23 protein-coding genes are annotated in these 24,890 nt (G+C 72.9%); 11 read left to right on the forward strand and 12 right to left on the reverse strand.

Annotated features, from left to right (window positions below):
- The first annotated feature begins 58 nt into the window (after positions 1–58).
- Both ACZ60J_RS03270 and ACZ60J_RS03275 read left to right on the forward strand, forming a co-directional pair.
- Complete coding sequence (locus ACZ60J_RS03270) at positions 59–1,273, forward strand: 4-hydroxybenzoate 3-monooxygenase (protein WP_469678600.1); 1,215 nt, start codon at positions 59–61, stop codon at positions 1,271–1,273.
- 113 nt (positions 1,274–1,386) lie between these two features.
- Positions 1,387–3,216, forward strand: a complete 1,830-nt coding sequence (locus tag ACZ60J_RS03275; protein ID WP_469678602.1) for a methyltransferase — start codon at positions 1,387–1,389, stop codon at positions 3,214–3,216.
- 111 nt (positions 3,217–3,327) lie between these two features.
- Here ACZ60J_RS03275 and ACZ60J_RS03280 read toward each other — a convergent pair whose 3' ends face one another.
- Positions 3,328–3,756, reverse strand: coding sequence for a hypothetical protein (locus ACZ60J_RS03280; RefSeq protein WP_469678604.1), 429 nt, complete (start codon positions 3,754–3,756; stop codon positions 3,328–3,330).
- A gap of 192 nt (positions 3,757–3,948) precedes the next feature.
- On the opposite strand from ACZ60J_RS03280, the gene ACZ60J_RS03285 reads away from it, so the two are divergent.
- Positions 3,949–4,503: a YbaK/EbsC family protein gene (locus tag ACZ60J_RS03285; RefSeq protein WP_469678606.1), complete on the forward strand. Its 555-nt coding sequence runs from the start codon at positions 3,949–3,951 to the stop codon at positions 4,501–4,503.
- A gap of 48 nt (positions 4,504–4,551) precedes the next feature.
- Here the strand turns inward: ACZ60J_RS03285 and ACZ60J_RS03290 are convergent, their stop codons facing one another.
- The 8 genes from ACZ60J_RS03290 to ACZ60J_RS03325 all read right to left on the reverse strand — a co-directional run bounded on the left by ACZ60J_RS03290 (position 4,552) and on the right by ACZ60J_RS03325 (position 13,365).
- Positions 4,552–4,830, reverse strand: coding sequence for a transglycosylase family protein (locus ACZ60J_RS03290; RefSeq protein ID WP_469679101.1), 279 nt, complete (start codon positions 4,828–4,830; stop codon positions 4,552–4,554).
- 246 nt (positions 4,831–5,076) lie between these two features.
- Positions 5,077–6,498 (reverse strand): aminobutyraldehyde dehydrogenase, encoded by a 1,422-nt coding sequence (locus ACZ60J_RS03295; RefSeq protein WP_469678607.1) that lies wholly within the window; start codon positions 6,496–6,498, stop codon positions 5,077–5,079.
- On the reverse strand, positions 6,491–7,807 hold the full coding sequence (locus tag ACZ60J_RS03300) for a flavin monoamine oxidase family protein (RefSeq protein ID WP_469678609.1): 1,317 nt from the start codon (positions 7,805–7,807) through the stop codon (positions 6,491–6,493). Before ACZ60J_RS03300 ends, ACZ60J_RS03295 begins: the two co-directional genes overlap by 8 nt.
- A 28-nt stretch (positions 7,808–7,835) precedes the next feature.
- Positions 7,836–9,029 carry an ABC transporter ATP-binding protein gene (locus tag ACZ60J_RS03305; RefSeq protein WP_469678611.1) on the reverse strand — a complete coding sequence of 398 codons (1,194 nt, stop codon included), beginning with the start codon at positions 9,027–9,029 and terminating at the stop codon, positions 7,836–7,838.
- 5 nt (positions 9,030–9,034) lie between these two features.
- The gene (locus ACZ60J_RS03310) at positions 9,035–9,817 is read right to left on the reverse strand and encodes an ABC transporter permease (RefSeq protein WP_469678613.1); all 783 of its coding nucleotides are present in this window, start codon (positions 9,815–9,817) and stop codon (positions 9,035–9,037) included.
- Between the two features lie 125 nt (positions 9,818–9,942).
- Positions 9,943–10,764: an ABC transporter permease gene (locus ACZ60J_RS03315; RefSeq protein WP_469678615.1), complete on the reverse strand. Its 822-nt coding sequence runs from the start codon at positions 10,762–10,764 to the stop codon at positions 9,943–9,945.
- A gap of 103 nt (positions 10,765–10,867) precedes the next feature.
- Entirely contained in the window at positions 10,868–11,998 is a 1,131-nt protein-coding gene (locus tag ACZ60J_RS03320; protein WP_469678617.1) for a polyamine ABC transporter substrate-binding protein, read from the reverse strand.
- Positions 11,999–12,123: 125 nt separating this feature from the next.
- Entirely contained in the window at positions 12,124–13,365 is a 1,242-nt protein-coding gene (locus ACZ60J_RS03325; protein WP_469678619.1) for an aromatic ring-hydroxylating oxygenase subunit alpha, read from the reverse strand.
- Positions 13,366–13,781: 416 nt separating this feature from the next.
- Here ACZ60J_RS03325 and ACZ60J_RS03330 point away from each other — a divergent pair, with 416 nt between their 5' ends.
- The 8 genes from ACZ60J_RS03330 to ACZ60J_RS03365 all read left to right on the forward strand — a co-directional run bounded on the left by ACZ60J_RS03330 (position 13,782) and on the right by ACZ60J_RS03365 (position 22,033).
- Positions 13,782–14,192: a hypothetical protein gene (locus ACZ60J_RS03330; RefSeq protein WP_469678621.1), complete on the forward strand. Its 411-nt coding sequence runs from the start codon at positions 13,782–13,784 to the stop codon at positions 14,190–14,192.
- On the forward strand, positions 14,189–15,535 hold the full coding sequence (locus ACZ60J_RS03335; protein ID WP_469678623.1) for an NADH-ubiquinone oxidoreductase-F iron-sulfur binding region domain-containing protein: 1,347 nt from the start codon (positions 14,189–14,191) through the stop codon (positions 15,533–15,535). Before ACZ60J_RS03330 ends, ACZ60J_RS03335 begins: the two co-directional genes overlap by 4 nt.
- The gene (locus ACZ60J_RS03340; RefSeq protein ID WP_469678625.1) at positions 15,532–15,723 is read left to right on the forward strand and encodes a ferredoxin; all 192 of its coding nucleotides are present in this window, start codon (positions 15,532–15,534) and stop codon (positions 15,721–15,723) included. The genes ACZ60J_RS03335 and ACZ60J_RS03340 overlap by 4 nt, the downstream gene beginning before the upstream one ends.
- Position 15,724: 1 nt before the next feature.
- Positions 15,725–17,827: an acetate--CoA ligase family protein gene (locus ACZ60J_RS03345; RefSeq protein WP_469678626.1), complete on the forward strand. Its 2,103-nt coding sequence runs from the start codon at positions 15,725–15,727 to the stop codon at positions 17,825–17,827.
- A gap of 71 nt (positions 17,828–17,898) precedes the next feature.
- The gene (locus tag ACZ60J_RS03350) at positions 17,899–19,077 is read left to right on the forward strand and encodes an acyl-CoA dehydrogenase family protein (protein WP_469678628.1); all 1,179 of its coding nucleotides are present in this window, start codon (positions 17,899–17,901) and stop codon (positions 19,075–19,077) included.
- A gap of 70 nt (positions 19,078–19,147) precedes the next feature.
- Positions 19,148–20,323, forward strand: a complete 1,176-nt coding sequence (locus ACZ60J_RS03355; protein WP_469678630.1) for an acyl-CoA dehydrogenase family protein — start codon at positions 19,148–19,150, stop codon at positions 20,321–20,323.
- Positions 20,324–20,403: 80 nt separating this feature from the next.
- Positions 20,404–21,264 carry a 3-hydroxybutyryl-CoA dehydrogenase gene (locus ACZ60J_RS03360; RefSeq protein WP_469678632.1) on the forward strand — a complete coding sequence of 287 codons (861 nt, stop codon included), beginning with the start codon at positions 20,404–20,406 and terminating at the stop codon, positions 21,262–21,264.
- A gap of 133 nt (positions 21,265–21,397) precedes the next feature.
- Complete coding sequence (locus ACZ60J_RS03365; protein ID WP_469678634.1) at positions 21,398–22,033, forward strand: TetR/AcrR family transcriptional regulator; 636 nt, start codon at positions 21,398–21,400, stop codon at positions 22,031–22,033.
- Between the two features lie 67 nt (positions 22,034–22,100).
- Here ACZ60J_RS03365 and ACZ60J_RS03370 read toward each other — a convergent pair whose 3' ends face one another.
- Genes ACZ60J_RS03370 through ACZ60J_RS03380 form a run of 3 tightly spaced genes read right to left on the reverse strand, consistent with a single transcriptional unit; the run spans position 22,101 to position 24,842 of the window.
- Complete coding sequence (locus tag ACZ60J_RS03370; RefSeq protein ID WP_469678636.1) at positions 22,101–23,519, reverse strand: sensor histidine kinase; 1,419 nt, start codon at positions 23,517–23,519, stop codon at positions 22,101–22,103.
- Entirely contained in the window at positions 23,516–24,247 is a 732-nt protein-coding gene (locus tag ACZ60J_RS03375) for a response regulator transcription factor (RefSeq protein WP_469678638.1), read from the reverse strand. Before ACZ60J_RS03375 ends, ACZ60J_RS03370 begins: the two co-directional genes overlap by 4 nt.
- Positions 24,248–24,272: 25 nt before the next feature.
- Positions 24,273–24,842: a hypothetical protein gene (locus tag ACZ60J_RS03380; protein ID WP_469678640.1), complete on the reverse strand. Its 570-nt coding sequence runs from the start codon at positions 24,840–24,842 to the stop codon at positions 24,273–24,275.
- Positions 24,843–24,890: the final 48 nt, after the last annotated feature.

The raw sequence follows: 24,890 nt of genomic DNA on the forward strand, positions 1-24,890 counted from the left end.
ACCATGTGGGTGATTTATGATCTTCCTCCGGTTTTCCCGTGCTTATGATTCCCGCGCCATGACAGAAAGTCTGAACTCCCCACGTTTAAGCGCCTCTACCGATGTGGTCGTGCTCGGTGCCGGCCCTGCCGGCCTGGTGCTCGCCAACCTCCTGCTCGCCTCCGGGATCGACTGCGTCGTTCTCGAACGCGCCGACCGCTCCCACGTCCAGACCCGGGCCCGGGCCGGTTTCCTCGCGCCGAACACCGTACGGATCCTGGACCGCCACGGCCTCGCCGACGGGCTGCACCGGCACGGACGCACCCACGGTACGTGCGAGTTCCGCACCGGGGACGGCCGCTTCCGCCTCGACTACGGCTCCCTGGGCCGGGGCGAGGTGCACACCGTCTACCCGCAGCAGAACCTGGTCACGGACCTTCTGACGCACTACGTCGACGCCGGAGGCAGGATCCGCTTCGAGACCGAGGCGCTGTCGGTCCACGATGCCGACGGCGCCCGGCCGTACGTCACCACCCGGGAGCCCGACGGGCGGCCCGCCCGATGGGACGCCCGGTTCGTCGCCGGCTGCGACGGCCGCCACGGGGCGGCCCGCCGCTCCTTGCCGCCCGACGCGGTCCGCCACCACCACGACCACGGAGTGAGCTGGCTCGGCCTGCTCGCCGAAGCTCCCCCCAGCCTCGACGCCGTCGGCTACGCCGTCCACGACCGCGGCTTCGCCGGCCACATGGCCCGCAGCCCGCAGGTCACCCGGTACTACCTCCAGTGCCGGCGCGGCGCCCCCGCCGATGCCTGGTCCGAGGAACGGATCTGGGACGAACTCGACCTGCGGATGCGCGCTGCGGAACACGGTCCGCTGCGCAGGGGGCCGATCATCGAACGCGGCGTCGTCGACCTCGCCTGCGACGTGGTCGAACCGCTGCGCCACGGCTCGCTCCTGCTCGCGGGCGACGCCGCCAGCCTGACCGCGCCGGCCGCCGCGAAGGGCGCGAACCTCGCCGTTCTGGAGGCGGAGATCCTGGCCGGAGCCCTCGCCGAGACCCTCGCCGGAGGGGACGGCACGGCCCTGGACCGCTACTCGGCGCAATGCCTGGCGCACATCTGGCGCGCACAGGAGTTCACCCAGTGGATGACCGGGCTGCTGCACGCGATCCCGGCCCAGGCCCCCTCAGGCGGATCGTTCTTCCAAGCGTCCCTGCGGCGCGCCCGCCTCGACTCCCTGCGCACGTCCCGCGCCCACCAGGACTGGTTCGCCGAGAACTACGTCGGCATGTGAGCGCCGGTCTTCCCCGTACCGCCCGCTCTTCTCACTCCATCACCCCACAGCCGGTCCACCCTGCCCCGCTCCGCCGGAGCACCCGCCCCAGCACCGCCCGAGGAACCTCCCCGATGACGACGACCCTCCCCGAAGAAGCGACGCGCCCCGCCGGATCGCCGCTTCGAGGCGAAACGATGCTTCCCCACGGCACGGCCCTTCCCGACGACTCGGCCCGCCTGCGCGCGGCCGTCGCCTTCGTACGGGAACACGACACCGCCACCCTGCTGCCCCTGCTGCTGCCCGGCCTGCGCGGCTCCGAGCTGGAGTCCCTGACCCCGCACTGCCGCTTCGCCCACGCCGGCCTGCTGCTCTTCCCCACCGACCCGCAGGACCTGCGCCGCCGACTCGCCGACTGCGGGCTCGCCGCGGACACCCCGTCCCAGCCCAGCGTCGTCGTACGGGAACGGCTCGCCCGGCGCCACCGGCGTGACCTGGCCGAGCTCGACGTCCGGATCCTGCGCCCCCGCGTGGAGAGCCCGGCCGGAGAGCGGCGCGCGGTCGAGGTGTTCGCCCTCACCGTGCCCGCGGACTCGGACCTGGGGGCCATCGCCGCACACGAACGTGCCCTGGGCCACGAGGCCCACCTGGCCTTCGAACTGGAGCACCCGGACCCCCTGGTGCTGCGCGGCCTGTGCGCGGTGCTCGCCCGGCACGGCGCCCGCCCCGACGGCGGCGGGTACAACCCGCACGAGGACGGCACCGTCCTCTACTTCACCACCCCCGCGGCCGGGGCGTGCGGCTACCGCCGACTGGAGCTCTACACGCCCGGCGACCACCGGGACGCCCTCGACGACCACCTCCGCGCGGATCCGCAGGAGCACCCGGACACGGACGCGGCGAGGCCCGCCGAAAGCCGGCCCGCCGAGACGCTCCTGCGTCTGCTCACCGGGGCATGGACCACCCAGGCACTGGCCGCGTTCGCACGCCTGGGCCTGCCCGACGCCATGGACCTGCACGCGGCCACCAGCACCCGGGAACTCGCCCGGCGCACCGAAACCCGGCCCGAGAACCTCGGCACGCTGCTGCGCTACCTCGCGATGCTCGGCGCCGTGGCCGGGCACGCAGGGCAGGCCGGGCACGCCGAGGACACGGCAGGAGAGGAAAGCTTCCGCCTCACCCGGCTCGGAGCCCTGCTCCGCGCGGACTCCCCCGGCACGATGCGCCCCCTGGCCCTGATGTACGCGGGCCCCTTCTACCGCTCCTTCGCCGCGCTCGACCACACCGTACGGACCGGGCAACCGGCCTTCGACCGCCTCTTCGGCGAGAACCACTTCGACCACTTCGCACGCGACCCCGAACTCGCCGACCTCTTCGACCGTTCCATGGCCGCCAGTTCGCGGATGTTCGAACCGCTGCCCGCCCACCCCGTGATCACCGCCGCGGCCGGGGCAGCCACCCCGCGGACCGTCGTCGACGTCGCCGGCGGCAACGGCGAGCTCCTCGGCCGCATCCTGACCGCGCACCCGGAGCTGCGGGGCACGCTCCTGGAGCGCCCGCACGCCGTCGAGGCGGCCCGCCGCACGCTCGACGCCGCGGGCTGCGGCGCCCGCTGCGACTACCGCAGCGGCGACTTCGCAGACGTACCCCACGGCGGCGACGTGTACGTCCTCTCCCGCATCCTGCACGACTGGGACGACGACCGGTGCCGGGAGATCCTGCGCCACTGCGCCCGCGCGATGCCCGCCCACGCCGACCTGCTGATCGTGGAACGGCTGCTGCCGGCCGACGGTTCTCCTTCGCTGGCCACGGCCTGGGACCTCCACATGATGTGCAACGTCGGCGGTCGTGAGCGCCGCGCCGAGCACTATGCCCGGCTGCTCGCCGACGCCGGGCTGGAGCTGCTCGACAGCACCCCGCTCCCCCTGGAGGCGTACGTCCTGCACGCCCGCAAGGCCCGGTAGGCAAGGCCCACCGGGCGCTCAGGCCGCCGGTGCCGGAGCGGGGCGCGCAGCGCGCGCTCCGCTCCGTCGGTGCATCCCGGGTCAGCTGGTCGGGCGGTCAGCGGTCAGCTGTCAGCCGCACTGAAGGCCGTTCTGGGCGCCCGCCACGGCCGTGTCCAGCTTCTGCAGGTCCGGGGTGAGCTTGGTCAGGGCATCGGCCCCGGTGGTGTCGCCGGGCAGGTCGTCGTACGTCTTCTTCAGATCGTTGGCCGCGGTCTTGACCGCGTCCTTCTGGGCGGCGTTGAACTGTGCGGTGGACTCGGCAACCGTCTTCCAGTCGTCCTGGACGGCCTTGTGGGCGTCCTTGATCTGGTCCTTGGTGGCGGTCGCCGGGTCGAGAGCACGCAACTTCGCGTTGTCGGCCTTGAGTTCGGTCAAGCTGCTGCACAGCTTGTCGGTCGCGTCGTCGGCGGGCGCGGCGGCGAAGGCCGAGGCGGCCCCGCCGGCCACGAGAAGCGCTGCGGCGGCCGTGCTCACGGCCGTGGCGAGAAGTCGGTTCATCTGTGATGCACCCCTTCGGGGAAGAAGACACCCCCCGGTCCAGCCCCCCACTCGTTCCAAGCTGACACAGGGCCCCCGGCCCCGCATCCGCGACCGCCGCCCACCCCACCGAAGTACCGAACGAAACCGCAGGTCAGCAAGGGTTCACGGCCCGCCGGAAGGCACCTGTCGCCGCGGTGCTAGCGTGCGGCCATGCGCACTCCGATCGGGCCGTTCGACAACGCCTTGCCTGCCCCCGACTGCCTCGCCGAGCTCACCCCGACCGTGGCACGAGCGGTCGGCGGCTGGAAGGGAGAGGTACCCGCCGCACAGATCCTCTACGTCGACACCGACCCGGCCATCGCCGACACCGCCGCCTTCGTCGAGCACTTCGGCAGGGAGCTGCTGGACCAGTCGGCGAACTGCGTGGTGGTGGCGGCCAAGCGCGGCGGCGAGACCAACCTCGCAGCCTGCCTGGTGCCCTCCGCCGCCCGGGTCGACGTGAACGGCGCCGTCCGCCGCCACCTGGGGGCGCGCAAAGCCTCCTTCGCTCCGATGGAGACGACCGTGGAGATGACGGGCATGGAGTACGGCGGCATCACGCCGCTGGGGCTTCCGGAAGGCTGGCCCCTGCTGGTGGACGCGGCCGTCCGCGACATGCCGTACGTGCTGATCGGCAGCGGGCGCCGCCGCGGGAAACTCATCGCGCCCGGGAAGCTGTTCACGCAGATCCCCGGTGCGGTACTGGTCGAAGGCCTCGCCTTCTGATGCGCCCTTCCAACAGGGCGGCAGATCCGCCCTGTTGGGGGACACCCGTCAGCGGTGGCGTGCGCAGGTCCAGGCGCCCATTCCCTGGATCTCTGCGAGCCTCCTCGCGGTGGCGATCTGTTCCGCCTTCGTGGCGAGATCGGCGCGCGGTGCGTACTTGCGGCCTCCGGCCGCCTTCCAGCTCGACTGGGTGAACTGCAGCCCGCCGTAATGGCCGTTGCCGGTGTTCGCCCGCCAATTCCCGCCCGATTCGCACCGGGCGATGGCATCCCAGTCGGGGCCCTGTTTGGAGTGGACCGCGGCGGCGTGAGCCCCGGAGACGTCCATGAGCGGGACTGCCAACACCATGACCAAGAAGAGCAGTTGAGCGAACCTGCTCCGACTTCGCCGGTCCTTCGGGTAGCGCGACATCAGTCCTCCTTCGCTGTTGGGGCCGTACCTGCCGCGAACAGCGGGCGGGCCCGCATGCGGCCGTCTTCGGGCCGCGGCCACAGCACAGCACGGACCGGCGCACTTTCAGGCGCACTTACCATCCCAAAAGGGACAACACCACCCGAACGGCCGCCTCTCCCCTCACACCATGACGTGCTTGACCTGGGTGTAGTCCAGGAGGCCCGACATGGACAGGTCGCTGCCGTAGCCGGAGTGCTTGACTCCGCCGTGTGGCATCTCGGAGACGGTGGTGCCGTGGGTGTTCACCCAGACGATGCCGGTGTGCAGGGCGCGGGTCGCGCGCATCGCACGGTCGTGGTCGGTGGTCCACACACTCGCGGCCAGGCCGAAGCGCACGCCGTTGGCCAGGTGCAGTGCCTCGGCTTCGTCCGCGAAGGACTGGACGGTCACGACGGGTCCGAAGATCTCCTCCTGCACGATCTCGTCGTCCTGGTGGACGCCCGCGACCACGGTGGGCTCGTGGAAGAAGCCGGGGCGCGGGATCCGGCTGCCGCCGGCGACGATCCCGGCGTGGGCGGGCAGACGGTCCAGGAGGCCCCGTACGGAGGCCAGTTGGGCGGTGTTGTTGAGGGGGCCGAAGTCGGCGCCGGCGCGGAGGCCGGCCGCCCGGGCGGCGAAGGCCGCGAGGAACGCGTCGTGGATCCGGCGGTGGACCAGCAGCCGGGTGGGTGCGGTGCAGTCCTGGCCGGCGTTGTAGAAGGCGACCGCGGCGAGCGCGGCTGCGGTGGCCTCCACGTCCACGTCCTCGTGGACGATGACGGGTGCGTTGCCGCCGAGTTCCAGGTGGACCCGCTTGAGCCCCGCCGCGGCGGCTGCCGCGATCTCCTGTCCGGCGCGGACGCTGCCGGTGACGGCGATCAGGGCGACCGCCGGATGGCCGGTCAGGGCGCGGCCCGTGTCGCGGTCTCCGCAGACGACGTTGAACACGCCCGGCGGGAGGTGGTCCGCGGCGATCCTGGCCAGGAGCACGGACGACGAGGGGGTGGTGTCGGCGGGCTTGAGCACGGTGGTGTTGCCGGCGGCGACGGCCGGAGCGATCTTCCAAGCGGCCATCATCAGCGGGTAGTTCCAGGGGGTGATCTGGGCGCAGACCCCGACCGGTTCGCGGCGCAGCAGGGAGGTGCGGCCCTCGGTGTACTCGGCCGCGGCGGCGCCCGGGAGGTTGCGGGCGGCTCCCGCGAAGTAGCGGAAGGTGTCGGCGATCCCGGGCAGCTCGTCGTCCCGGAACTGCTCGGCCGGCTTGCCGGTGTCCCCGGTCTCGGCGGCGGTGAACGCCTCCGCGTGCGCCTCGATGGCGTCCGCGATGCCGAGGAGGGCGCGCTGGCGGACGGCCGGGGTCGTGGTGGACCAGTGCGCGTACGCGGCCGCCGCCGCGAAGCAGGCCGCGTCGGTGTCGGCGGGTCCCGAGCGCGGGGCGTGGCGGTGCACACGGCCGGTGGCGGGGTCGGTGAGGGCCATGGTTGCGCCCGAGGCGGCGGGCCGGTCCGCTCCCCCGATGTGGTTGAGCAGGGTCCCGATGGGGTCGTTCGGGGTGTCAGCCACGGCGCAGGGCCTCCTCGGCGGCGGCGCGGCCGGTGCGGACGGCGCCCTCCATGTAACCGGCCACCCACTGGTCGGATCCGCAGACGTAGAAGGGGGGTTCGTGGGTGCCGTGCCGGGGGCCGACGGCCATGACGTCACCGGGCGTCCACTGGGTGACGTACCCCTGGGTCCACGGGTCGGTTCCCCACATCCGGACGAAGGTGGCGAGCGGCCGGTGGGCCTCGTCTCCGTAGAGGCGTGCTACGTCGGCCAGCAGTTCGGTGGTGCGCAGGGCGGCGGGCATGCCGAGGAGGACCCCGTAGCGTTCGGGCGGGACGAGGGCGGAGAGGATGCCTTCGCTCTGCGGCCAGGTGCTGCCGAGGACGCCTTCGCTTTCGGAGAGCCCGCTGAGGCCCTGGTCCCGCCAGAAGGGGCGGGCGTATGCGGCGGTGAACTTGGCGGCGAGGGCGTGGCGTTGGCGGTGCAGGGAGGCGAGGCGTTCGTCACAGACCCCGGTGACGGCGACCGCGCGGAGCGGGCCGACCGGGAGGGCGCTGACCACGGCGGCGGCGGTGAGCGTTTCGCCGCCGGCCAGGCGTACGGAGCTGCGGCCGGGCCGCCGCACGGCGACCTCCTCCACGGGGGAGCCCGTACGGATCCGGCCGCCGAGGGCCTCGGCCATGCGCAGGGCCACGGTCGCCGAGCCCTCGGCGACGCGCAGGCCCTCCCAGGCCTCGTACTCGTAGTGGCCGGTGCCGGGAACCGCGGCGTGCTTGCGCAGGGACGCGAGGAGGGAGGTCCGTTCGCAGGAGCCGTCGGCGAGGGCGAGTTGGCCGATCTCCCAGAGGCGCACGACGGCCTGGGTGGCGCCCTGGGCGCGGAGCCAGTCGCCTACGGACAGCCGGTCGAGGTGTGCGGCCTCGGGGTGGGACCAGGGGTCGGCCGGGTCGACGCCGGCAGCCAGCGCCGTGAAGGCGGCGGTGACCTTGGCGTGGCAGTCGTCGTCGCCCGGGCCGAACCAGTGCGGCGGGTCCACGGCGGAGACGCCTTCGGGGGTGGCGCGGACGAGGGCGCCGGGCTCGGCGACGTAGCTGGGGACCAGGGTGAGGCCCAGTTCCGCGGCCAGAGCGGTGTAGGCGGTGTGGGCCCGGCCCACCACCTCCCCGCCGAGCTGGACCAGCCGGCCGTCGGGGAGGGTGGTCTGTTCGACGCGTCCGCCGACCCGGTCGCGGGCCTCGACGACGAGGACGTCGGCCCCGCCCGCGGCCAGGTCGCGCGCGGCGGCGAGACCTGCCAGTCCGGCGCCGAGCACGATGACGTCGTGGTTCATGGGGTGCACTTCCTTCGGTCGGGATCGGTCAGTCGAGGACCAGGCAGTGTTCGGGGTTCCAGCCGATCTCGACCTGCTCGCCGCCGCTCCAGCGGTCCTCCATGCGGGAGCGGACGGTGTTCTGCTCCAGTACGGACACCGTGACGCCGGGGGCCAGTTCGATGAGGTACGTGGTGGTCGGTCCGCAGTACACGGTCTCCCGGACGACTCCGCTGACCTGGGCCATGCCCGGTTCGAAGCCGGAGAGCCAGATCTTCTCCGGGCGGATCGAGAGGCTGACCCGGCTGCCGTCGGGGACGCCGGCCCGGGGCCCCACGGGCAGGGCGGGACCCTGGTCGAGTACGACGCGGCCGGAGCGATAGGTCCCCGGGACCAGGTTGGAGGTGCCCATGAAGGACGCCACGAAGCTGCTCGTGGGGCGTTCGTACACGTCCTCCGGGGTGCCGCACTGCTCGATGCGGCCCTCGTTCATGACGGCGAGGCGGTCCGACATGGTCAGGGCCTCGTCCTGGTCGTGGGTGACGAAGACGAAGGTGATGCCGACCTCGCGCTGGATCTGCTTGAGCTCGACCTGCATCCGGCGGCGCAGTTTCAGGTCCAGGGCGGCCAGCGGCTCGTCCAGGAGCAGGACTTGGGGCCGGTTGACCAGGGCGCGGGCGAGGGCGACGCGCTGGCGCTGGCCGCCGGAGAGCGTGGTCGGTTTGCGGCCGGCCAGTTCCCCGAGCTGGACGAGGTCCAGCATCTCGCCGACCCTCCGGCGGATCTCGGCGCGGGGAACGCCGCTGCGCTTGAGGCCGAAGGCCACGTTGTCGGCGAGCGAGAGGTGGTCGAAGAGGGCGTAGCTCTGGAAGACGGTGTTGACGTTGCGCTTGTTGGGCGGCAGGCCCGTGACGTCCTCGCCGTCGAGCAGGACGCTGCCCTCCGTGGGGTCGGCGAAGCCTCCGATCATGCGGAGCAGGGTCGTCTTTCCGCAGCCGGACGGGCCGAGGAGGGAGAAGAACTCGCCCGGGGCGATGTCGAGCGTGACGTCGTGGACGGCGTAGGTGTGCGTGTTGCGGTACCGCTTGGCCACCCCGTCGAGCCGGACGGCGGGACGCGGGGCGCCTGCGGCGTGCGGGGCGGCGGCCCGGTGCGCGTCGTGCGCGTCGGCCGTGTGTGCGTCGGTCTCGTGCGCGTCGACGGTGCGCGGTTCGGCGGGCGGATCAGGGTTCGGGTGCTGCATGGGTGTCACTTCCCCGGGAGCAGATCGAGGCCGCCTCGGCGGCCGAAGAGGCGCGGGATGGAGAGCGCGAAGGCGATGAGGGCGATGGACCCGACGAGCATCAGGGTGCCGACGGCGTTGATGGTGGGCTGGACGCCGAACCTGATCGCCGAGTAGATGCGGACGGAGAGCGGTTGCGGGTCGACGCCGGTGGTGAAGTAGGCGAGGACGAAGTCGTCGAAGACCAGGGCGAAGATCAGCACCCCGGACGCGAGGATGCCGGGCAGCAGCGCGGGCAGGGTCACCAGGCGCAGGGCCTGTGCGCGGGTGGCGCCGAGGTCCATCGCCGCCTCCTCGACCTCCGGGTTGAGGGCGGCGATGCGGGAGCGCAGGATGACGGTGACGTAGGAGATGGAGAAGGTGACCTCGGCGAGCATCACGGTGGTGGTGGACAGGGTGATGCCGAGGCCCTTGAAGAGCATCATCGACGCGACGCCGGTGACGATCTCCGGGGTGATCAGGGGGACGAGCATGACCAGGCCGGCGAAGGAGCCGAGGCGGCCGCGGCCGCGGACCAGGCCGAGGGCGAGGGCCACGCCGAGGAGGAGCGAGACGGTCATCGCGACCAGGGACACCTGCAGGCTCATGCCGAGCGAGCCGACGAGCACCTCGTCGCGGAGGAACGCCCGGTACCAGCGCAGGCTCACGCCGTCGAAGACGGTGAGGGACTTCTGCGCGTTGAAGGAGAACAGGACGACGACGCCGACGGGCAGGTAGAGCAGTGCGAAGAAGACCGTGGTGACGGCCATGGCAAAGCGGGGGCGGCGGTCGGCTCCGCGCCGCCGCCTCCTGCGCGGCGTACGGGGTGCCGGTGCCGGACGGGAGGACGCTGCCGTACGAGGTGCCGGTGCCGTACGGAGAACGGTGCGCGGGGTCATCGGACCGCCTCCGCCTCGTCCTTGCGGGTGCGCCTCAGGTAGCCGAGCATCCCGATCAGCAGGACCGCCATCAGCAGGATGGTCAGGGCCGAGCCGAGCGGCCAGTTCTGGCCCTGGAAGAACTTGTCCTGGATCAGGTTGCCGATCATGATCTGGTCGGGTCCTCCCATGAGCTGTGCGCTGACGAAGTCGCCCATGGCGGGCAGGAAGACGAGGACGCAGCCGGCGGCCGCGCCCTGGCGGGTGGCGGGCACGGTGACGAAGAAGAAGGTCCTCAAGGGGCCTCCGTAGAGGTCCCGTCCGGCCTCGATGAGTGAGGTGTCCATGCGCTCCATGGCCGCGTACAGCGGGATGACCATGAAGACGACGAAGCCGTAGACGAGTCCGGCGATGACGCCCGGGGCGGTCTGGAGGATCTTGGTGTCGCCGTCGGCGAGGCCCATCGCGCGCAGCGCCTTGAGCAGCGGTCCGTCGTCGGAGAGCACCACGGACCAGCCGTACATCCGTACCAGGTAGTTGGCGAAGAAGGGGACGACGATCGCGGCGATCAGCAGGCTCTTGAAGCGGCCGCCGCGCAGGGCGATGGCGTAGGCGACGGGGTAGGCCACGGCGAGGCAGATGAGGCAGGTGGTCAGCGCGTAGCCGAGCGACCGCACGAGGACGGTGCGGTAGGCCGGATCGGCGAGGGCCGCGAAGTTCTCGAAGTTGAGCCCGAAGCGCGGGTTTCCGAGCGGGTCGGTGGTGCCGAGGGCGAGGGTGGCCACCAGGAGCAGGGAGGCCACGAGGAACCCGGTCATCCAGAGGGTGCCAGGGAGCATGAACCAGGTCCACAGCCTCGCCTCCTTCCCGGTCCGTCCCCCGCGCGGCGGGCGGGTCGGCGCGGATCGGTCCCGGGGGGCCCGAAGGGCAGGTCGTGGCATGTCAGCCGGCCTTCACGTCGGTCCAGGCGGCGTCGCGGTGCTGCTCGCCCTTGGGGGTGCCGTTGCGGAAGTAGAGGTCGTCCTTGAGGTCGGCCGCCGTCACCTGGCACTGGGGGAAGGGCTCCACGAGCGCGGTGTAGGTGTCCTCGGTGCCGCGCACCGGCATGGGGTAGCCGATGTACTCGATGTTCTTCTTCACGTTCTCCGGGCGGAGCATGTAGTCGATGAACAGCATCGCGGTGCCGGGGTGCTGGGCGTTGGCGGGGATCGCGTAACAGTCGGAGTTGAGGGGCGCGCCCTCGCGGGCGACCTCGAAGCCGAAGACGGTGGGGTCCTCGGCCTGGGCGAGCATGGCGGCCATGTCCCCGCTCCACGCCTGCGTCATGTCGGCGTTGCCGTTGAGCAGGTTGTTGTAGCTGTCGCTGGAGAAGCCGCGCAGGCGGGGGCGGAGCGAGCGCAGGGTCTCGGTGACGAGCTTGAGGTCGTCCTGGTCGTCGGTGGTGAGGTCGACGCCGAGCTTGAGCGCGCCCAGGCCGAGCACCTCGTCGCGGTCGTCGAGTACGAAGACCTTGCCCTTGGCCTGCTCGTTCCACAGGTCGTTCCAGGAACCGGTGAGGTCGCCGAGCCGGTCGCGACGCCAGCCGATGCCGGTCTTGTACATGGTGAAGGGCACGGTGTGCCGGGATCCCGGGTCGTACCAGGGGTCGGCGAAGTAGTCGTAGCCCGCGAACACCGCCTCGGCGTTCTTCAGCCGGGTGTGGTCGATCGCTCGCAGCCTACCCCCGGCGGCGAGGCGCTGGGACCATTTCGCCGTGGGGAAGATGATGTCGTACTGGTTACCGGAGTTGAGCTTGGCGGCCATGCCTTCCATCGAGTCGAAGTTCGACTGGACGACCTTGACGCCGTACTCCGTCTGGAAGCCTTCGAAGACGGCGGGGTCGACGAAGTCGGCCCAGTTGAAGTAGACGAGGTCTCCGTCGACCTTGACGTCGATCGGCGTCTCCGCGGTCGCCTTGCCGGCCGGGTCGTCACCGGGCGCGAACCCGCAGCCGGCTGCCGCGAGGCCGAGGGCGGCGGCGGAGCCGCCGCGGAGGAGGGAGCGTCTGGACAGGAAGTGTGCCTCGGGGGACATGCGGGGTCCTCTCCGTAGGGGGGCCGTGGGGAAACGGCTGTTGGGAAGACGTGCGCGGGCGGGGTGAGGCCGGGCGGAGCGTGGGGGCGTGGAGGGGGTGGGGCTGGGTATGGGCGCGGCGCGGTTCAGTGCCCGGCGGCGGGCTCGCCGGACTCCGCGGCGGCGTCCAGGTCCGCCCGGATGCGGCCGGCGAACCATCCGACCGCCGATTCCCGGCGGGACAGCGGGCCGGGCTCGAAGCCGGGGGTGGAGAGCCCCTTCTGCACGCGGGCGACCAGTTCGACGTCCTCGTCGTTGGTGATCCAGCCGATGTGGATGTTCAGGCGGCGGGCGATGCGGGTGCGCAGGCTCGTACCGCGCCGGGTGTAGAAGCCGCCGGGGACGGCCACCCGGTCCACGGCCTTCGGGATCGCGGTCCAGGCCAGGACGTGGTCGGGGTAGAAGTCGATGAGGGTGTTCGGGTAGATGACCGCGTACCGCCAGACCCGCCGGTCGGCTTCGGCGAGGCCGGGCATGGGGGCGGCGATGCGCTGGTAGAGGCGTTCGGCCCAGTTCGAGGACGGCTTGTCCCGCAGGGGCGAGGCGAACAGGGCGTAGGACTCCGCGATTTCACAGGAGTAGCCCTGGTAGTCGAGCAGCCGCATCAGGCCGGGGTGGGCCACCGGTACGTGGTAGCCCTCCAGGTAATTGTCGACCGTCACCTTCCAGTTGGCCTCCTGGACCTCGGCTCCTGCCAGGTCGTGGATCCGGTCGCGGCCGACCGGCACCAGGTCGGCCCCGGCGTAGTGGCCGACGGCTTCGGCGAGCCCGGCGCACTGCTGCGCCAGGGGCACGGCGTCGGGGTCGAGGTTGACGAACACGAAGCCGAGGAAGGATTCGACGCGGGCCGGGAACAGGCCGAGCGCGGGCTTGTCGAGGCAGGGGATCTGCCGCGCCTCCGGGGCTCCGACCAGGCTTCCGTCGAGGCGGTAGGTCCAGCCGTGGTAGGGGCAGCGGATGGCTTTGCCGGCCGGTTCGGGGGCGGTGACCAGGCGCGTTCCGCGGTGGCGGCACACGTTGAGGTGGGCTGCGAGGGAGCCGTCCTCGGTGCGGACGACGAGCACCTCGCGGTCGGCGACGGTGGCGGCGAGCCGGGCGCCCGGGTTCGGCAGGTCGGACTCGTGGCAGACGAGCTGCCAGGCCTTGGCGAAGACCTTCCGGACCTCTTCGGCGGCCGTGTCGGGATCGGTGTAGTAGCGGGCTGACAGGGCGGGCCCGGGGGCGTCCGGGTCCGGGTGGTCGGCCGGGACCTGCTGGTCGACCGGGACCTGCTGGCCGCCCGGGACCGACTGGTCGACCGGGGGCTTTTCGGGGGCTCTGGAGTGCATCGGGTGACTCCTCCGTACCGGCGTTGCGGTGATCGGTCTCGGCTCAGGGCATCGAGACGACCCGGCGGTGGACAGCAGGCCGGGGCGAACACCGAGGCCTTGCTGACCGATTGGACAGCCAGATTGCTGGCTGATTTCCGCCAGGTCAAGACTTGTACGCTGACCGATCGGTCAGCTAGCGTCCTTCTCGTCGCTGCACCGGCGTTCGGCCTCTTCCGGGCCTTCTGCCGGGCTGGACGCAGCCCCGCTGCCCTGGCATCCGCCCGGGCCCCGCACCCCCCTCCAGCCCCTCCACTCCCTCCCCCCGCCGCACGCCATCGGCGTCCCTGCGGTGAGCCCCGGGCATCCCCAACCGCCCCCGGCTCCCGGCACCGGCCCGGTCGGCCGCGGCACCCCCACTCCTCCCGGAGGCACGCATGAGCGGTCGTCGGCATCTGGACTGGCTCGGGCTCACCCCCGAACCGGAGCGCGAACTGCCCGCTGCGGTCGCCGCCTTGCGCGCTTCTCCCCACCATCCCGCCACGGACCTGGTCGCCTCCGAGCGACGCCGCCTGGAGCACCTGGTCCTACGGGGCAGCCGGCGCAGCTGGCTGCGCTACCTCGCCGAGGTCACCGCGCTGGTGACCGCCGCGGCCGGAGGCCCCGGGCAGGGCGACCGCACGGCCGCCCTGATCGCCGGCGAAGTCGTCCTCGACCACCACCACATGCTCATCGGCCTCCCGGGAACGGGATACGCCCGCACCACCGCGGAGCGCACCGCGCTCGAGAGCGCCGTACGGACCCTGCGCGCCGCCCCCCTGACAGACCGGACAGGAAGCAGCCGATGACCACGATCCGATTCCCGACGGGGCGACGACCCGGCTCCTCCGTACTCGGCGCCGCGCCCGCCACCACGGAAGACCTCGCGGCGTACCTCACGGACGGCGGCTACACCGACGCCACCGGCCCGGACGAACTGCTGCGCCACCTCACCGCATCCGGTCTGCGCGGCCGCGGCGGGGCCGGCTTCCCCGTCGCCGTCAAACTGCGCGCCGTCCGCGACCGCGGGGGTGTCCCGGTGGTCGTGGCGAACGGCGAGGAGGGCGAGCCCGGTTCGGTCAAGGACCGCTGGCTGCTGCGGGCCAGGCCCCATCTGGTCCTCGACGGCCTCGCCCGCGCCGCAGCGGTCACCGGCGCCGTACGCGGCTACGTCTACCTCTCGGACCCGGTGGCCGCCGTCCGCGTGCGCCGGGCCCTCGCCGAACGGGAGTCCTCCCTGCCGGTCGAGATCGTCGAGACCGCCCACACCTACGTCGCCGGGGAGGAGAGCGCGGTCGTCCGCCGCATCGACGGCGGGCCGGCCCTGCCCACGGCCAAGCCGCCCCGCCCCTTCGAGCGCGGCGTCGGCGGCGCACCGACCCTGGTCTCCAACGTCGAGACGCTCGCCCGGATCGCCCTCACCGCCGCCCGCCCCGGCCTGCGGCAGGCGATCGCCCGCACCACCCTGGTGACCCTGTCCGGCGGGAGCGCGACCCCCCTCCTCACCGAGGTCACCTACGGAGCCCCCCTGCGCGCGCTGGCCGCCGAGCTCGGCGTTCCGGACGCGGCCGGGGCCCTGATGGGCGGCCTGTTCGGCGGGCTCGTCGACGCACCCGCCCTGGACCTCCCCCTCGAACCCGGCGCGCTCGCCGCGGCGGACACCGCACTGGGCTGCGGAGCGATCCGCTTCCTCGCCGCCGGCGCCTGCCCGGTGAGCACCGCCGCCGACGCCGTCGGCCACCTCGCGGCGGAGAGCGCACGGCAGTGCGGGGTCTGCGTCTCGGGCACCGCGGCCGTCCGCGACGCCGTGCACGCCCTCGCCTCTGGGACGGCCGGCCCCGACACCCTCACTCACCTGGACCGGTGGGCGCGGGGCCTGCCCGGGCGTGGCGCGTGCGGCCTGCTCGACGCCGCGGCGGGCCTGGCCGGCAGCCTCCTGCGCGCCTTCCCCGAACACGTCCGGTCCCACCTGCACGGGCCCTGTCCCGGCTGCGCCCGCGCCTCCTCCTCCGCGAGCGGTCCCGGGCACCGCCTCACCGTGGCCGTACCGGAGGTCCGGTCGTCCGTCGACGCGGCCCCGGCCCCGGCGGCGGACGCGTCCGCGGCCGACCAGACCGACATCCGCTTGCCCGCCCTGAAGGGAACACCGTGAAACTCGTGCTGGACTCCACCCGCTGCCAGGGCTACGGACTGTGCCAGGAACACGCACCCCACCTGGTCGAACTCGACGAGTGGGGCTACGCGAAGGTCCTCGTCTTCACCGTCCCGCCGGGCGCCGAGGAAGCGGCGCGCGCCTGCGCCGACAGCTGCCCCAACTCCGCGCTCCGAGTGGAGAAGTGACATGGAACGTGATCTGACCGCTCTCTTCGACCCCCGTTCGGTCGCCGTGGTCGGCGCCAGCGACGACCCGGCGAAGTACGGCCACGCGGTCGCCTCCCAGGCCTTGCGCGCCGAGGGCCGGCGTCCGGTGCACCTGGTGAACCGGCGGGCCGGCACGGTCCTCGGCAGGCGGGCTGCCCCGTCCCTCGCCGCGATCGGCGAGTCCGTCGAGCTGGTGGTGATCTCCGTCCCCGGCAGCGGCTTCGAGGCCGCCGTGGAAGAGGCCCTGGACTGCGGGGCGAAGGCCATCGTCGGCATCACCGCGGGCTTCGCCGAGGCCGGCCCCGAGGGAGCGGCCCGGCAGCGCGCGGTCGTCGAGCGGGTCCGGGCGGCCGGAGCCGTGCTCGTCGGCCCCAACTGCCTGGGCATCGCCGACAACACGACCGAGCTGTACCTCGCTTCGGACCGTTTCGCACCCGGCGGCGTCGCCCTGCTGAGCCAGAGCGGCAACCTCGCCCTCGAACTCCAGCTCCGCGGCGCTCCGCACGGTCTGGGCTTCTCCCGGTTCGTCTCCCTCGGCAACCAGGCCGACGTCACCCTCGTCGACCTCGTCGAGGACTGCGCCCGCCACGAGGCCACCACGGCGATCGCCGTGTACGCCGAGGACTTCGGCGACGGCAGGGCCTTCGCCCGGGCCGCCGCCGCGGCGGGCAAGCCGGTGGTCCTGCTCACCGCCGGGCGCGGCTCCGCCTCGGCCCGCAGCGCCCGCTCGCACACCGGGGCACTCACCACGTCGGCCGATGTCGTGGCCGCCGCCTGCCGTGACGCGGGAGTGGAACTCGTGCGCACGCAAAGGGAGATGACCGTCGTGCTGGCGGCCCTGAGCAGCCGCCCCGGACCGCGTACGGGAGGGCGCCGGACCGCGGTCTTCACCGACGGCGGCGGCCACGGGGCGATCGCGGCGGACGCCGCGGAGGACGCCGGGCTCGACGTGCCGGAGCTCGCCCCCGCGACCCAGGACCGCCTGCGGACCGTGCTGTGGGCACAGTCCGCGACGGGCAATCCGGTCGACCTGGCGGGGATGGGCGAGCAACAGCCCCTCTCCTATGCCGACACGGTCGCGGAGCTCCTCGCCGCCGAAGAGGTCGACGCGATCCTGATGACGGGCTACTTCGGCGGGTACGCCGCGTCCGAGGGCGGCCTGGGCGGCGGTGAGGGCGGCGGCTCCGTGCTCGCGGAAGGGGAGACGCGGGCCGCCGAGAAGATCGTCACCCACCTCGCGGGCTCGCCGAAGCCCCTGGTGGTGCAGTCGATGTATCCCGGGTCGCCGAGCTGCCGGGTGCTGGCCGAGGCCGGAATACCGGTGTTCGCCGCCACCGAGGACGCCGCCCGCGCGCTGTCGGCGATGACCGGCCGGCCGGCGGCCTCCGCTCCCGGGCCGAACGAGCCGCACGAACCGCCCGGGATCCCCGCACTGCCCGCCGCCGCCCCGCCCCTGCGGGACCCGGGCTACCACCCGGTACGCGCCCTGCTCGGCGCCGCCGGGGTGCCGTTCCCGGAGGCCCGCGAGGTCACCGACGAGGCCGGAGTGCTGGCGGCGGCCGGGGAGTTCGAGGGCCCGTACGTACTGAAGGCCCTGCATCTCCTGCACAAGTCCGACGCGGGTGGCGTGGCGCTGCGCCTGGCGGACCGGGACGCGCTCCTCGCCGCCTACCGGGACATGCGCGCCCGGCTCGGCGCGGGCTCGTACTCGGTCGAGGCGATGGCGGACCTCTCGGACGGCATCGAGCTGATCGTGGGTGTGAACCGCGACCCTCGGTTCGGACCGGTCGCCATGGTCGGGCTCGGCGGGGTCCTCACCGAAACCCTGCGCGACGTGGCCTTCGCGCCGGCGCCCGTGACGGCGCGGCGGGCGGAGGAGCTGCTGCGGGGACTGCGGACCGCCGCCCTGCTCACCGGGGTACGGGGCAGGCCGGCCGTCGACGTGGCCGCCGCGGCGGCCGTGATCGAACACATCACGACGGTCGCCGCCGCACATCCGGAGATCGCCGAGCTGGAGGTCAACCCGCTGCTGGTCCGCCCGGACGGCGCCCTGGCGCTGGACGCACGGGCCGTCCTGGGCTGAGCGACCGGCCCGCCCCCTCCCCCGCGACACGCCTCCCTCACCCTTCCGTCCCTTCCGCCCTGGAGAGCGTCATGGACTTCCGCTACACCCCCGAGCAGGCCGACCTCAAGGCCCGCGCCGCCGCCTACGCACAGCTCCTGATGGGGTACGAGGAGCAGTCCGAGGAAGCGGGTGGCCCCCTGCCCGCCGCCACGGTCCGCGAACTGACCCGCGCCGCCATGGACGCCGGCGTCTACGCGATCAACATGCCCGCGGCCTGGGGCGGGGCCGGCCTGTCCCTGCTGGACCAGGTCATCGTCGAGGAGGAGTTCGGCAAGGTCACCAACTGCCTCTGGGACATCCCCTGGCGGCCCGCCAACGTCCTCGCCCACGGCACCGAGGCGCAGCGCGAGAAGTACCTCCTGCCCGTCATCCGGGGCGAGCGGTTCGACGCGTTCGCGGTCACCGAACCCGGTGCCGGCTCGGACCCGGGCTCGTGCACGAGCACCGCGACCCGCACCGAGGGCGGCTGGCTGCTGAACGGCGAGAAGTGGTTCGTGACCTGCGGTGACATCGCCGACTTCCTGCTGGTGCAGGCCGATGCCGGCCCGGAGCGGGCCGCGACCCTGTTCTTCGTCGACAAGGGGGCGGCGGGCGTGGAGATGACCCGGGTGCCCCGGTTCATGCACTCCGCGGTGAACGGGCACCCCGAGTTCACCTTCACCGACGTCTTCGTCGCCGACGAGGACGTGCTCGGCGGTGTCGGCAACGGCTACGAGCTGACGAAGGAGTGGTTCACGGACGAGCGGCTGATGATCGCGGCCCGGACGGTCGGAGCCGCGGAGCGGGCTCTCGAACTCGCCCGCGACTGGGCGGTGCGCCGCCGCCAGTTCGGCTCCCCCATCGCCGACTTCCAGCTGATCCAGGGCATGCTCGCCGACTGCGCCGTCGACATCGCCGTCAACCGCGCCTACACCCACCAGGTCGCCTGGGAAGCCGACCAGCCGCACACCGACCCCAAGACCCTGCACGCCAAGGCGTCGACGGCCAAGCTCGCCGCCAGCGAGGCCGCGGGACGGGTCATCGACCGGTGCGTGCAGATCTTCGGCGGCCGCGGCTACGACCGCTCGTACCCCGTGGAGCGGATGTACCGGGAGCTGCGCGTCGACCGGATCTGGGAAGGCACCTCCGAGATCCAGCGCCTGATCATCGCGAACGAGCTCGTCAAGCGGGGTACGCGGGCGCTCGCGCTGCCCGGCAGCGGCTCCTGACGGCTCCCCGTCACCACCAGCACCACCAGTACCTGCCCCCTTCACCCACGATCACGAGGACGAACAGAACATGGACTTCCGCCTCACCCCCCGTCAGGAAGAGCTCCGCGAGTCGGCGCGCTCCCTCACCTCGTTCATCACGAAGTACGAGCTCGACTGCGAGGAGAACAACGGCCTGCCCCCTGAGGCCCACGCCGAGATCCGCGACGCCGTCCTCGACAGCGGCCTCCAGGCCGTCAACATGCCCGTGGAGTGGGGCGGCGCCGGCCTGACCATCCTGGAGCAGGTCACCGTCCAGGCCGAACTGGGTCGGCTCACCGGCGCCCTGTGGGACATGGTGTGGCGGCCGGCCAACGCACTGTCCTTCTGCACGCCGGAGCAGCGCGAGCGGTACCTCGTCCCGGTGATCCGGGGACAGCGCCGCGACTGCTACGCGGTGAGCGAGCCCGAGGCGGGCTCCGACCCGCAGAGCCTGCGGACCACGGCGACGCGGACCGGGGACGGCGGCTGGGTGCTGAACGGCGAGAAGTGGTTCGTCACCGTGGGCGACCACGCCGACTTCATGATCGTGCTCGCGGCCGCCGGAGAGGAGGGCGCACCGACCCTCTTCCTCGTCGACAAGGACACCCCGGGCATCGAGATGACCCGGGTGCCCCGCTGGATGCACACCTTCGTCTACGAGCACCCCGAGTTCACCTTCACCGATGTCCGGCTGCCCGCGGACGCCGTGCTCGGGGAGGTGGGCACGGGCTACGACATCACCCGCTCCTGGTTCACCGAAGAGCGGCTGATGATCGCCGCACGCACGATCGGAGCGGCGGAGCGGGCCCTGGAGCTGGCCCGCGACTGGGCGGTGGAGCGACGCCAGTTCGGCTCCCCCATCGCCGACTTCCAGCTGATCCAGGGCATGCTCGCCGACTGCGCCGTCGACATCGCCGTCAACCGCGCCTACACCCATCAGGTCGCCTGGGAGGTCGACGCGGGCGCCCTCGACCGCAAGACGCTGCACGCGAAGGCGGCCATCGCCAAGCTGTCGGCGAGCGAGGCCTCCGGCCGGGTCATCGACCGGTGCCTGCAGATCTTCGGCGGCCGCGGCTACGACCGCTCGTACCCCGTCGAACGGCTCTACCGCGAGCTGCGCGTGGACCGGATCTGGGAGGGCACCTCCGAGATCCAGCGCCTGATCATCGCGGGCGAACTCGTCAAGCGCGGCACGGGAGTGCTGCGGATGCCCTCGGACGTGTGACCTCCGCATCCGCACGCTCCGAAGAGTCCCGAGAATCCCGAGAAACCCGACAGTCCCAAGAATCCGGAGGGGGAGAACCGATGACCGATGTCGAACGGGTAGGGATCGTGGGGTGCGGCCTGATGGGCTCCGGCATCGCCGAGGTCTGCGCCCGCGCCGGACGGGACGTGGTGGTCGTGGAGACGAGCCGGGCGGCCGCCGACGCCGGCCTGGAGCGGATCACCCGCTCCCTGGCCCGTGCCACGGCCGCCGGCAAGCTGTCGGCCGCCGAGCGGGACGCGGCGGCCGGCCGGATCGCGATGACCACGGACATGGACCGGATGGCGGACCGGGACCTCGTCGTCGAGGCGGTGGCCGAGGACGAGCGGGCGAAGCTGGAGGTCTTCGCCCGGCTCGACCGGACCGTCGGGCGCCGGGACGCGGTCCTGGCGACGAACACCTCCGCCATCCCGGTCATCCGGCTGGCGGCGGCCACGTCCCGGCCCGAGCAGGTCGTCGGGCTCCACTTCTTCCAGCCCGTCCCGGTGCTCGCCCTGGTCGAACTGGTGCCCTCCCTGCTCACCTCCGCGGAAACGGTCCGGCGCGCGCGGGAGTTCGCCTCCGGCGTGCTGGGCAAGGAGGTCGTCCACGCCGAGGACCGGGCCGGGTTCGTGGTCAACGCCCTCCTCGTTCCGTACCTGCTGGCCGCCGTACGGATGGCCGCGTCGCGGACCGCGTCGGCCGAGGACATAGACCGGGCCATGACCCTCGGGTGCGCGCACCCGCTCGGTCCGCTGGCCCTGGCCGACCTCATCGGCCTGGACACCGTCCAGGCCATCGCCCGGTCGATGTACGCGGAGTACCGGGAGCCGCTGTACGCCCCGCCGCCGTTGCTGGCCCGGATGGTGGACGCGGGCCTGCTCGGCCGCAAGACCGGCCGGGGGTTCCACACCTATTCCTGACCACGGTGCCCCCGACGGCCCGTGCCCGGCCGCCCCATGCGCGAGGATGGGGTGCGGCGGGCCGGGCCGCCGGGGCCTTCCACCCACCCACGCACCCGATCCGACGGGTGCGCCGACACGGGGAGCAGCCAACGTGACCAAGGCCGAGCGCGCACTCGAAACGCGGGAGCGAATCCTCACGGCCGCGTGCGAAGTCATCGCCGACATCGGTTTCGAGCACGTCAGCATGCGCAAGGTCGCCGAACACGCCGGTGTCTCGAAGGCCCTGCTCCACTACCACTTCGACACCCGCGAGAAGCTCTTCGCCGAGGCGATGACGCACTCCTTCGCCAAGACCGGTACGGACACCGGCAGCGAGGACGATTCGCTCCCGGCCGCCGTCGTCCTGGCCCGGATCGTACGGAGCATGCTGCCCACGGACGCCGAGCTGCGCCAGGACTGGAAGCTCTGGCAGGAGCTGTGGGTGCGCGCGCTGCGCGACGCCACGGCCCGGTCCCTCGCCGTCGACCTGTACGACCAGCTGCACGCCTGGGTCACCGGCGTCGTGGAGCGGGGCATCGCCTCCGGCGAGTTCACCGACTGCGACGTCGCCGAAGTGGGGGCGCTGGTGCTGGCGCTGTGCGACGGGCTCGGCAACCGCCTGATGCTGGAGGACCCCCGCATCGACCACGCCACGGCCCAGGCCACGATCTGGCGGGCGATCGCGCCGGCCCTCGGGATCGCCCCCGTCTTCCCCGAGGTCGCTCCCGAGGTGTCCCCGGTGGCCTGACGGGCCCACGCCGCCGGCCTGGGCCGGCGGCCCGCCCCGGTCCTGCACCTGTGGCCGCCCCGGGCCTTCACCGGGTGCGCGGCCATCCCGTACGCCGCCGGGAGGCGCGCGACGCGCGCCCGGACGGCAGGGGTGCGGCCAGGCCGAAGACCACGGTGATCCGGGCGCCGCCGCGCGGGCCGCGCGCGATGCGCACCGATCCGCCGGTGACGGACCCGGCCCTGCGGGCGATGTCGAGTCCGAGCCCCGAGGAGCCGGTGCTGCTTCCGCGGGAGAGTGCCTGCTCCGGTTCGGGGATGCCCGGACCGGCGTCCTCCACGACCAGTTCCACGGCCTGGGCGGTACGGGCGACGCGGACGGCGAACGCGGTGCCGGGCGGGGTGTGCCGGAAGACGTTGCCGATGAGCGCGTCCACCACGGCGGCGACATCGTCCTCGGACAGGCCGACGGCCGCGGGCTCCTGGGTGAGGTCGAGGGAGCAGGGACGGTTCTGCTGCTCCGCCAGGACCGCCCAGAAGGCGGTCCGGTGGCGTACGACGTCCGCCGCCTCGCAGCGGGGTGCGGCGGTCGGTCCGGGGTGCGTGGCGTGGTGCGCCGCGCCCGCTCCCGGGTCCGCCTCCGTGCCGAGCATGCCCTGTCCCATCGGGCCCACGGCGAGCGGGGTGCGGGCCGCGGTGATGATGGCCCGGAGCTCCGTCTCCAGGGCGCACACGGCGGCCTCGACCCTCGCCGACTCCGGTGAGCCGGCCATGCGTTCCGTTGCCAGGTGCAGGGCGGTCAGCGGGGTGCGCAGGCGGTGGGACAGGTCGGCGACCAGTTCGCGTTCGACGGCGAGCAGTTCGGTCATCCGGTGGGCCATGGTGTTGAAGGCGATGCCCGCCTCGCGCAGTTCCCTGGGGCCCATGGGGTCCACGCGGGCGTCCAGGTTGCCCCGGCCCAGGGCCTGGGAGGCGTGGGCGAGCCGCTTGGAGGAGCGGACGACCTTCGCTCCGAGCCGGTCGGCGACCAGGACGGAGCCGCCGACCAGCCCGACGGCGAGGAGGGCCATGACCGTCCAGGAGGCCGTGACGCCGCGGGTCAGCTCCTCTTCGGGGACGAAGTTCTCGATGACGGCGACCTGGTCCCCGGGCAGGACCACCGGCTGCAGGCAGATCCACCCGCCGGGCAGTTCCTGGGAGATGGACTCGCGGCCCTGCTGGGCCCGTTCGAGCAGGGCTGCCGGGGCCCGGGACGTGCCGAGGGCCGGTTCGTCCGGCAGGTGGACGACCACGTACTCGGCCGCGTCCAGGCTCGCGGCGGATTCCCGCAGGGCGGACGGATCCGTGGTCAGGGCCAGTACGGGGGCCAGGGCGGCGGCCTGCTGCTCGGCCGCGGTGACGCTCTGCTCCTTGACGAGCGACATCACCAGGGCGGCCAGCGGTATGAGGAAGGAGAGGGCGACCATGGACGTGACGGCGAGCGCCACTCCGGCGAGCGAGCGTCTCACCGCGGCGCCACCAGCTTGATGCCGACGCCGCGGACGGTCAGCAGGTAGCGCGGGGCCGCCGCGCGTTCGCCGAGCTTGCGGCGCAGCGAGGACAGGTGCACGTCGACGGTCTGGTCGTCGACGTAGGGTTCGCGCCAGACCTCGGTCAGCAGCCGCCGTTTGGAGACGACCTGGCCGGTGTGGTGGGCGAGGAAGGCCAGGAGGTCGAACTCGCGCCGGGTGAGCCGCAGCTCGCGGCCGGACAGGTGCGCGGTGCGCGCCCCGGGGTCCACCGCCAGCTCGCCCACGATGGTGGGGCGCAGCGGTTCGGCGGCCGACGCCGGCCGCGAACCCCGGGCGCCCTGCGCGGCATGGGCGGGCGGCAGCGGAGTGGTGCGCCGCAGGACGGCCGAGAGGCGTGCGATGAGTTGTCCCCCGGAGAAGGGTTTGACCAGGTAGTCGTCGGCGCCCGCGTTGAGGAGCCGGATGATCTCCGCTTCGTCGTCGCGGGCGGTGGCCACCAGGACGGGAACGGAGGAGATGCCCCGGATCATGCGCAGTGCGTCCCCTCCGTCCAGATCGGGCAGGCCCAGGTCGAGGACCACCGCGTCGACGGGCGACTGGGTGACCTCGCGCAGGGCTCCGAATCCGTCGCCCGCGCTGCGTACGGCATAGCCGTGCTCCGCCAGGACTTCGATGAGTGACTGGCGGATGCTGGGGTCGTCTTCGACGACCAGGACGCTCGGCATGGGCACACCTTAGTGAACGCTCGTTCTACCGGTCGCCGAAGGTGGGGCCCTTGTCGGTGACGCGCAGGTGGACGGGCCGGTCGGAGACCGGAATGGTGCAGCCCTCCTCCGAGCTGCAGCTCGCGTACCCGAAGAGCACGGTCGCGTCCCCGTTGCCGTCCAGGCGGACGGGCAGGGTGGTGGTGACCGGGCCGTCCGGGTAGACGGGGACCGGGGCGTCGACGCCGGGGACGCTGATCGTCCGTACGTCCGCCGCGGCCTTCAGCTTCCCGTCCGCCCGTAGGACGCCGGTGACGCCCAGCGAAGTCGGGCGGCCGACGCCCTCGATTCCGGTGGCCGGCAGATCGGTGCTGTAGAGGTGGAACCCCTTCTCCTCGGGGGTGAACACCGCGGTCAAGGTGGCCCGCGGCGGCTGCCAGGCGGAGACCGAGAGGGTGACGGTGACGCCGTTCTCGGTGAAGCTCGTCGTGGGCGCGGGGCCGCTCGCGGCGGTCTGCTCTCCGCAGGCCGCGAGGGCGCTCAGGGTGGTCAGGGTGAGCAGGGCGGCGGCGAGGCCGGCCGTGCGGGAGTTGCGCGCGTACGGGGACACGTTCATCGGCTGTGGCTTTCGTCGGGGGAGGTTGGGCCGGGGAGGGAGGGGCCC

The organism is Streptomyces sp. NPDC104226 (assembly GCF_055584085.1).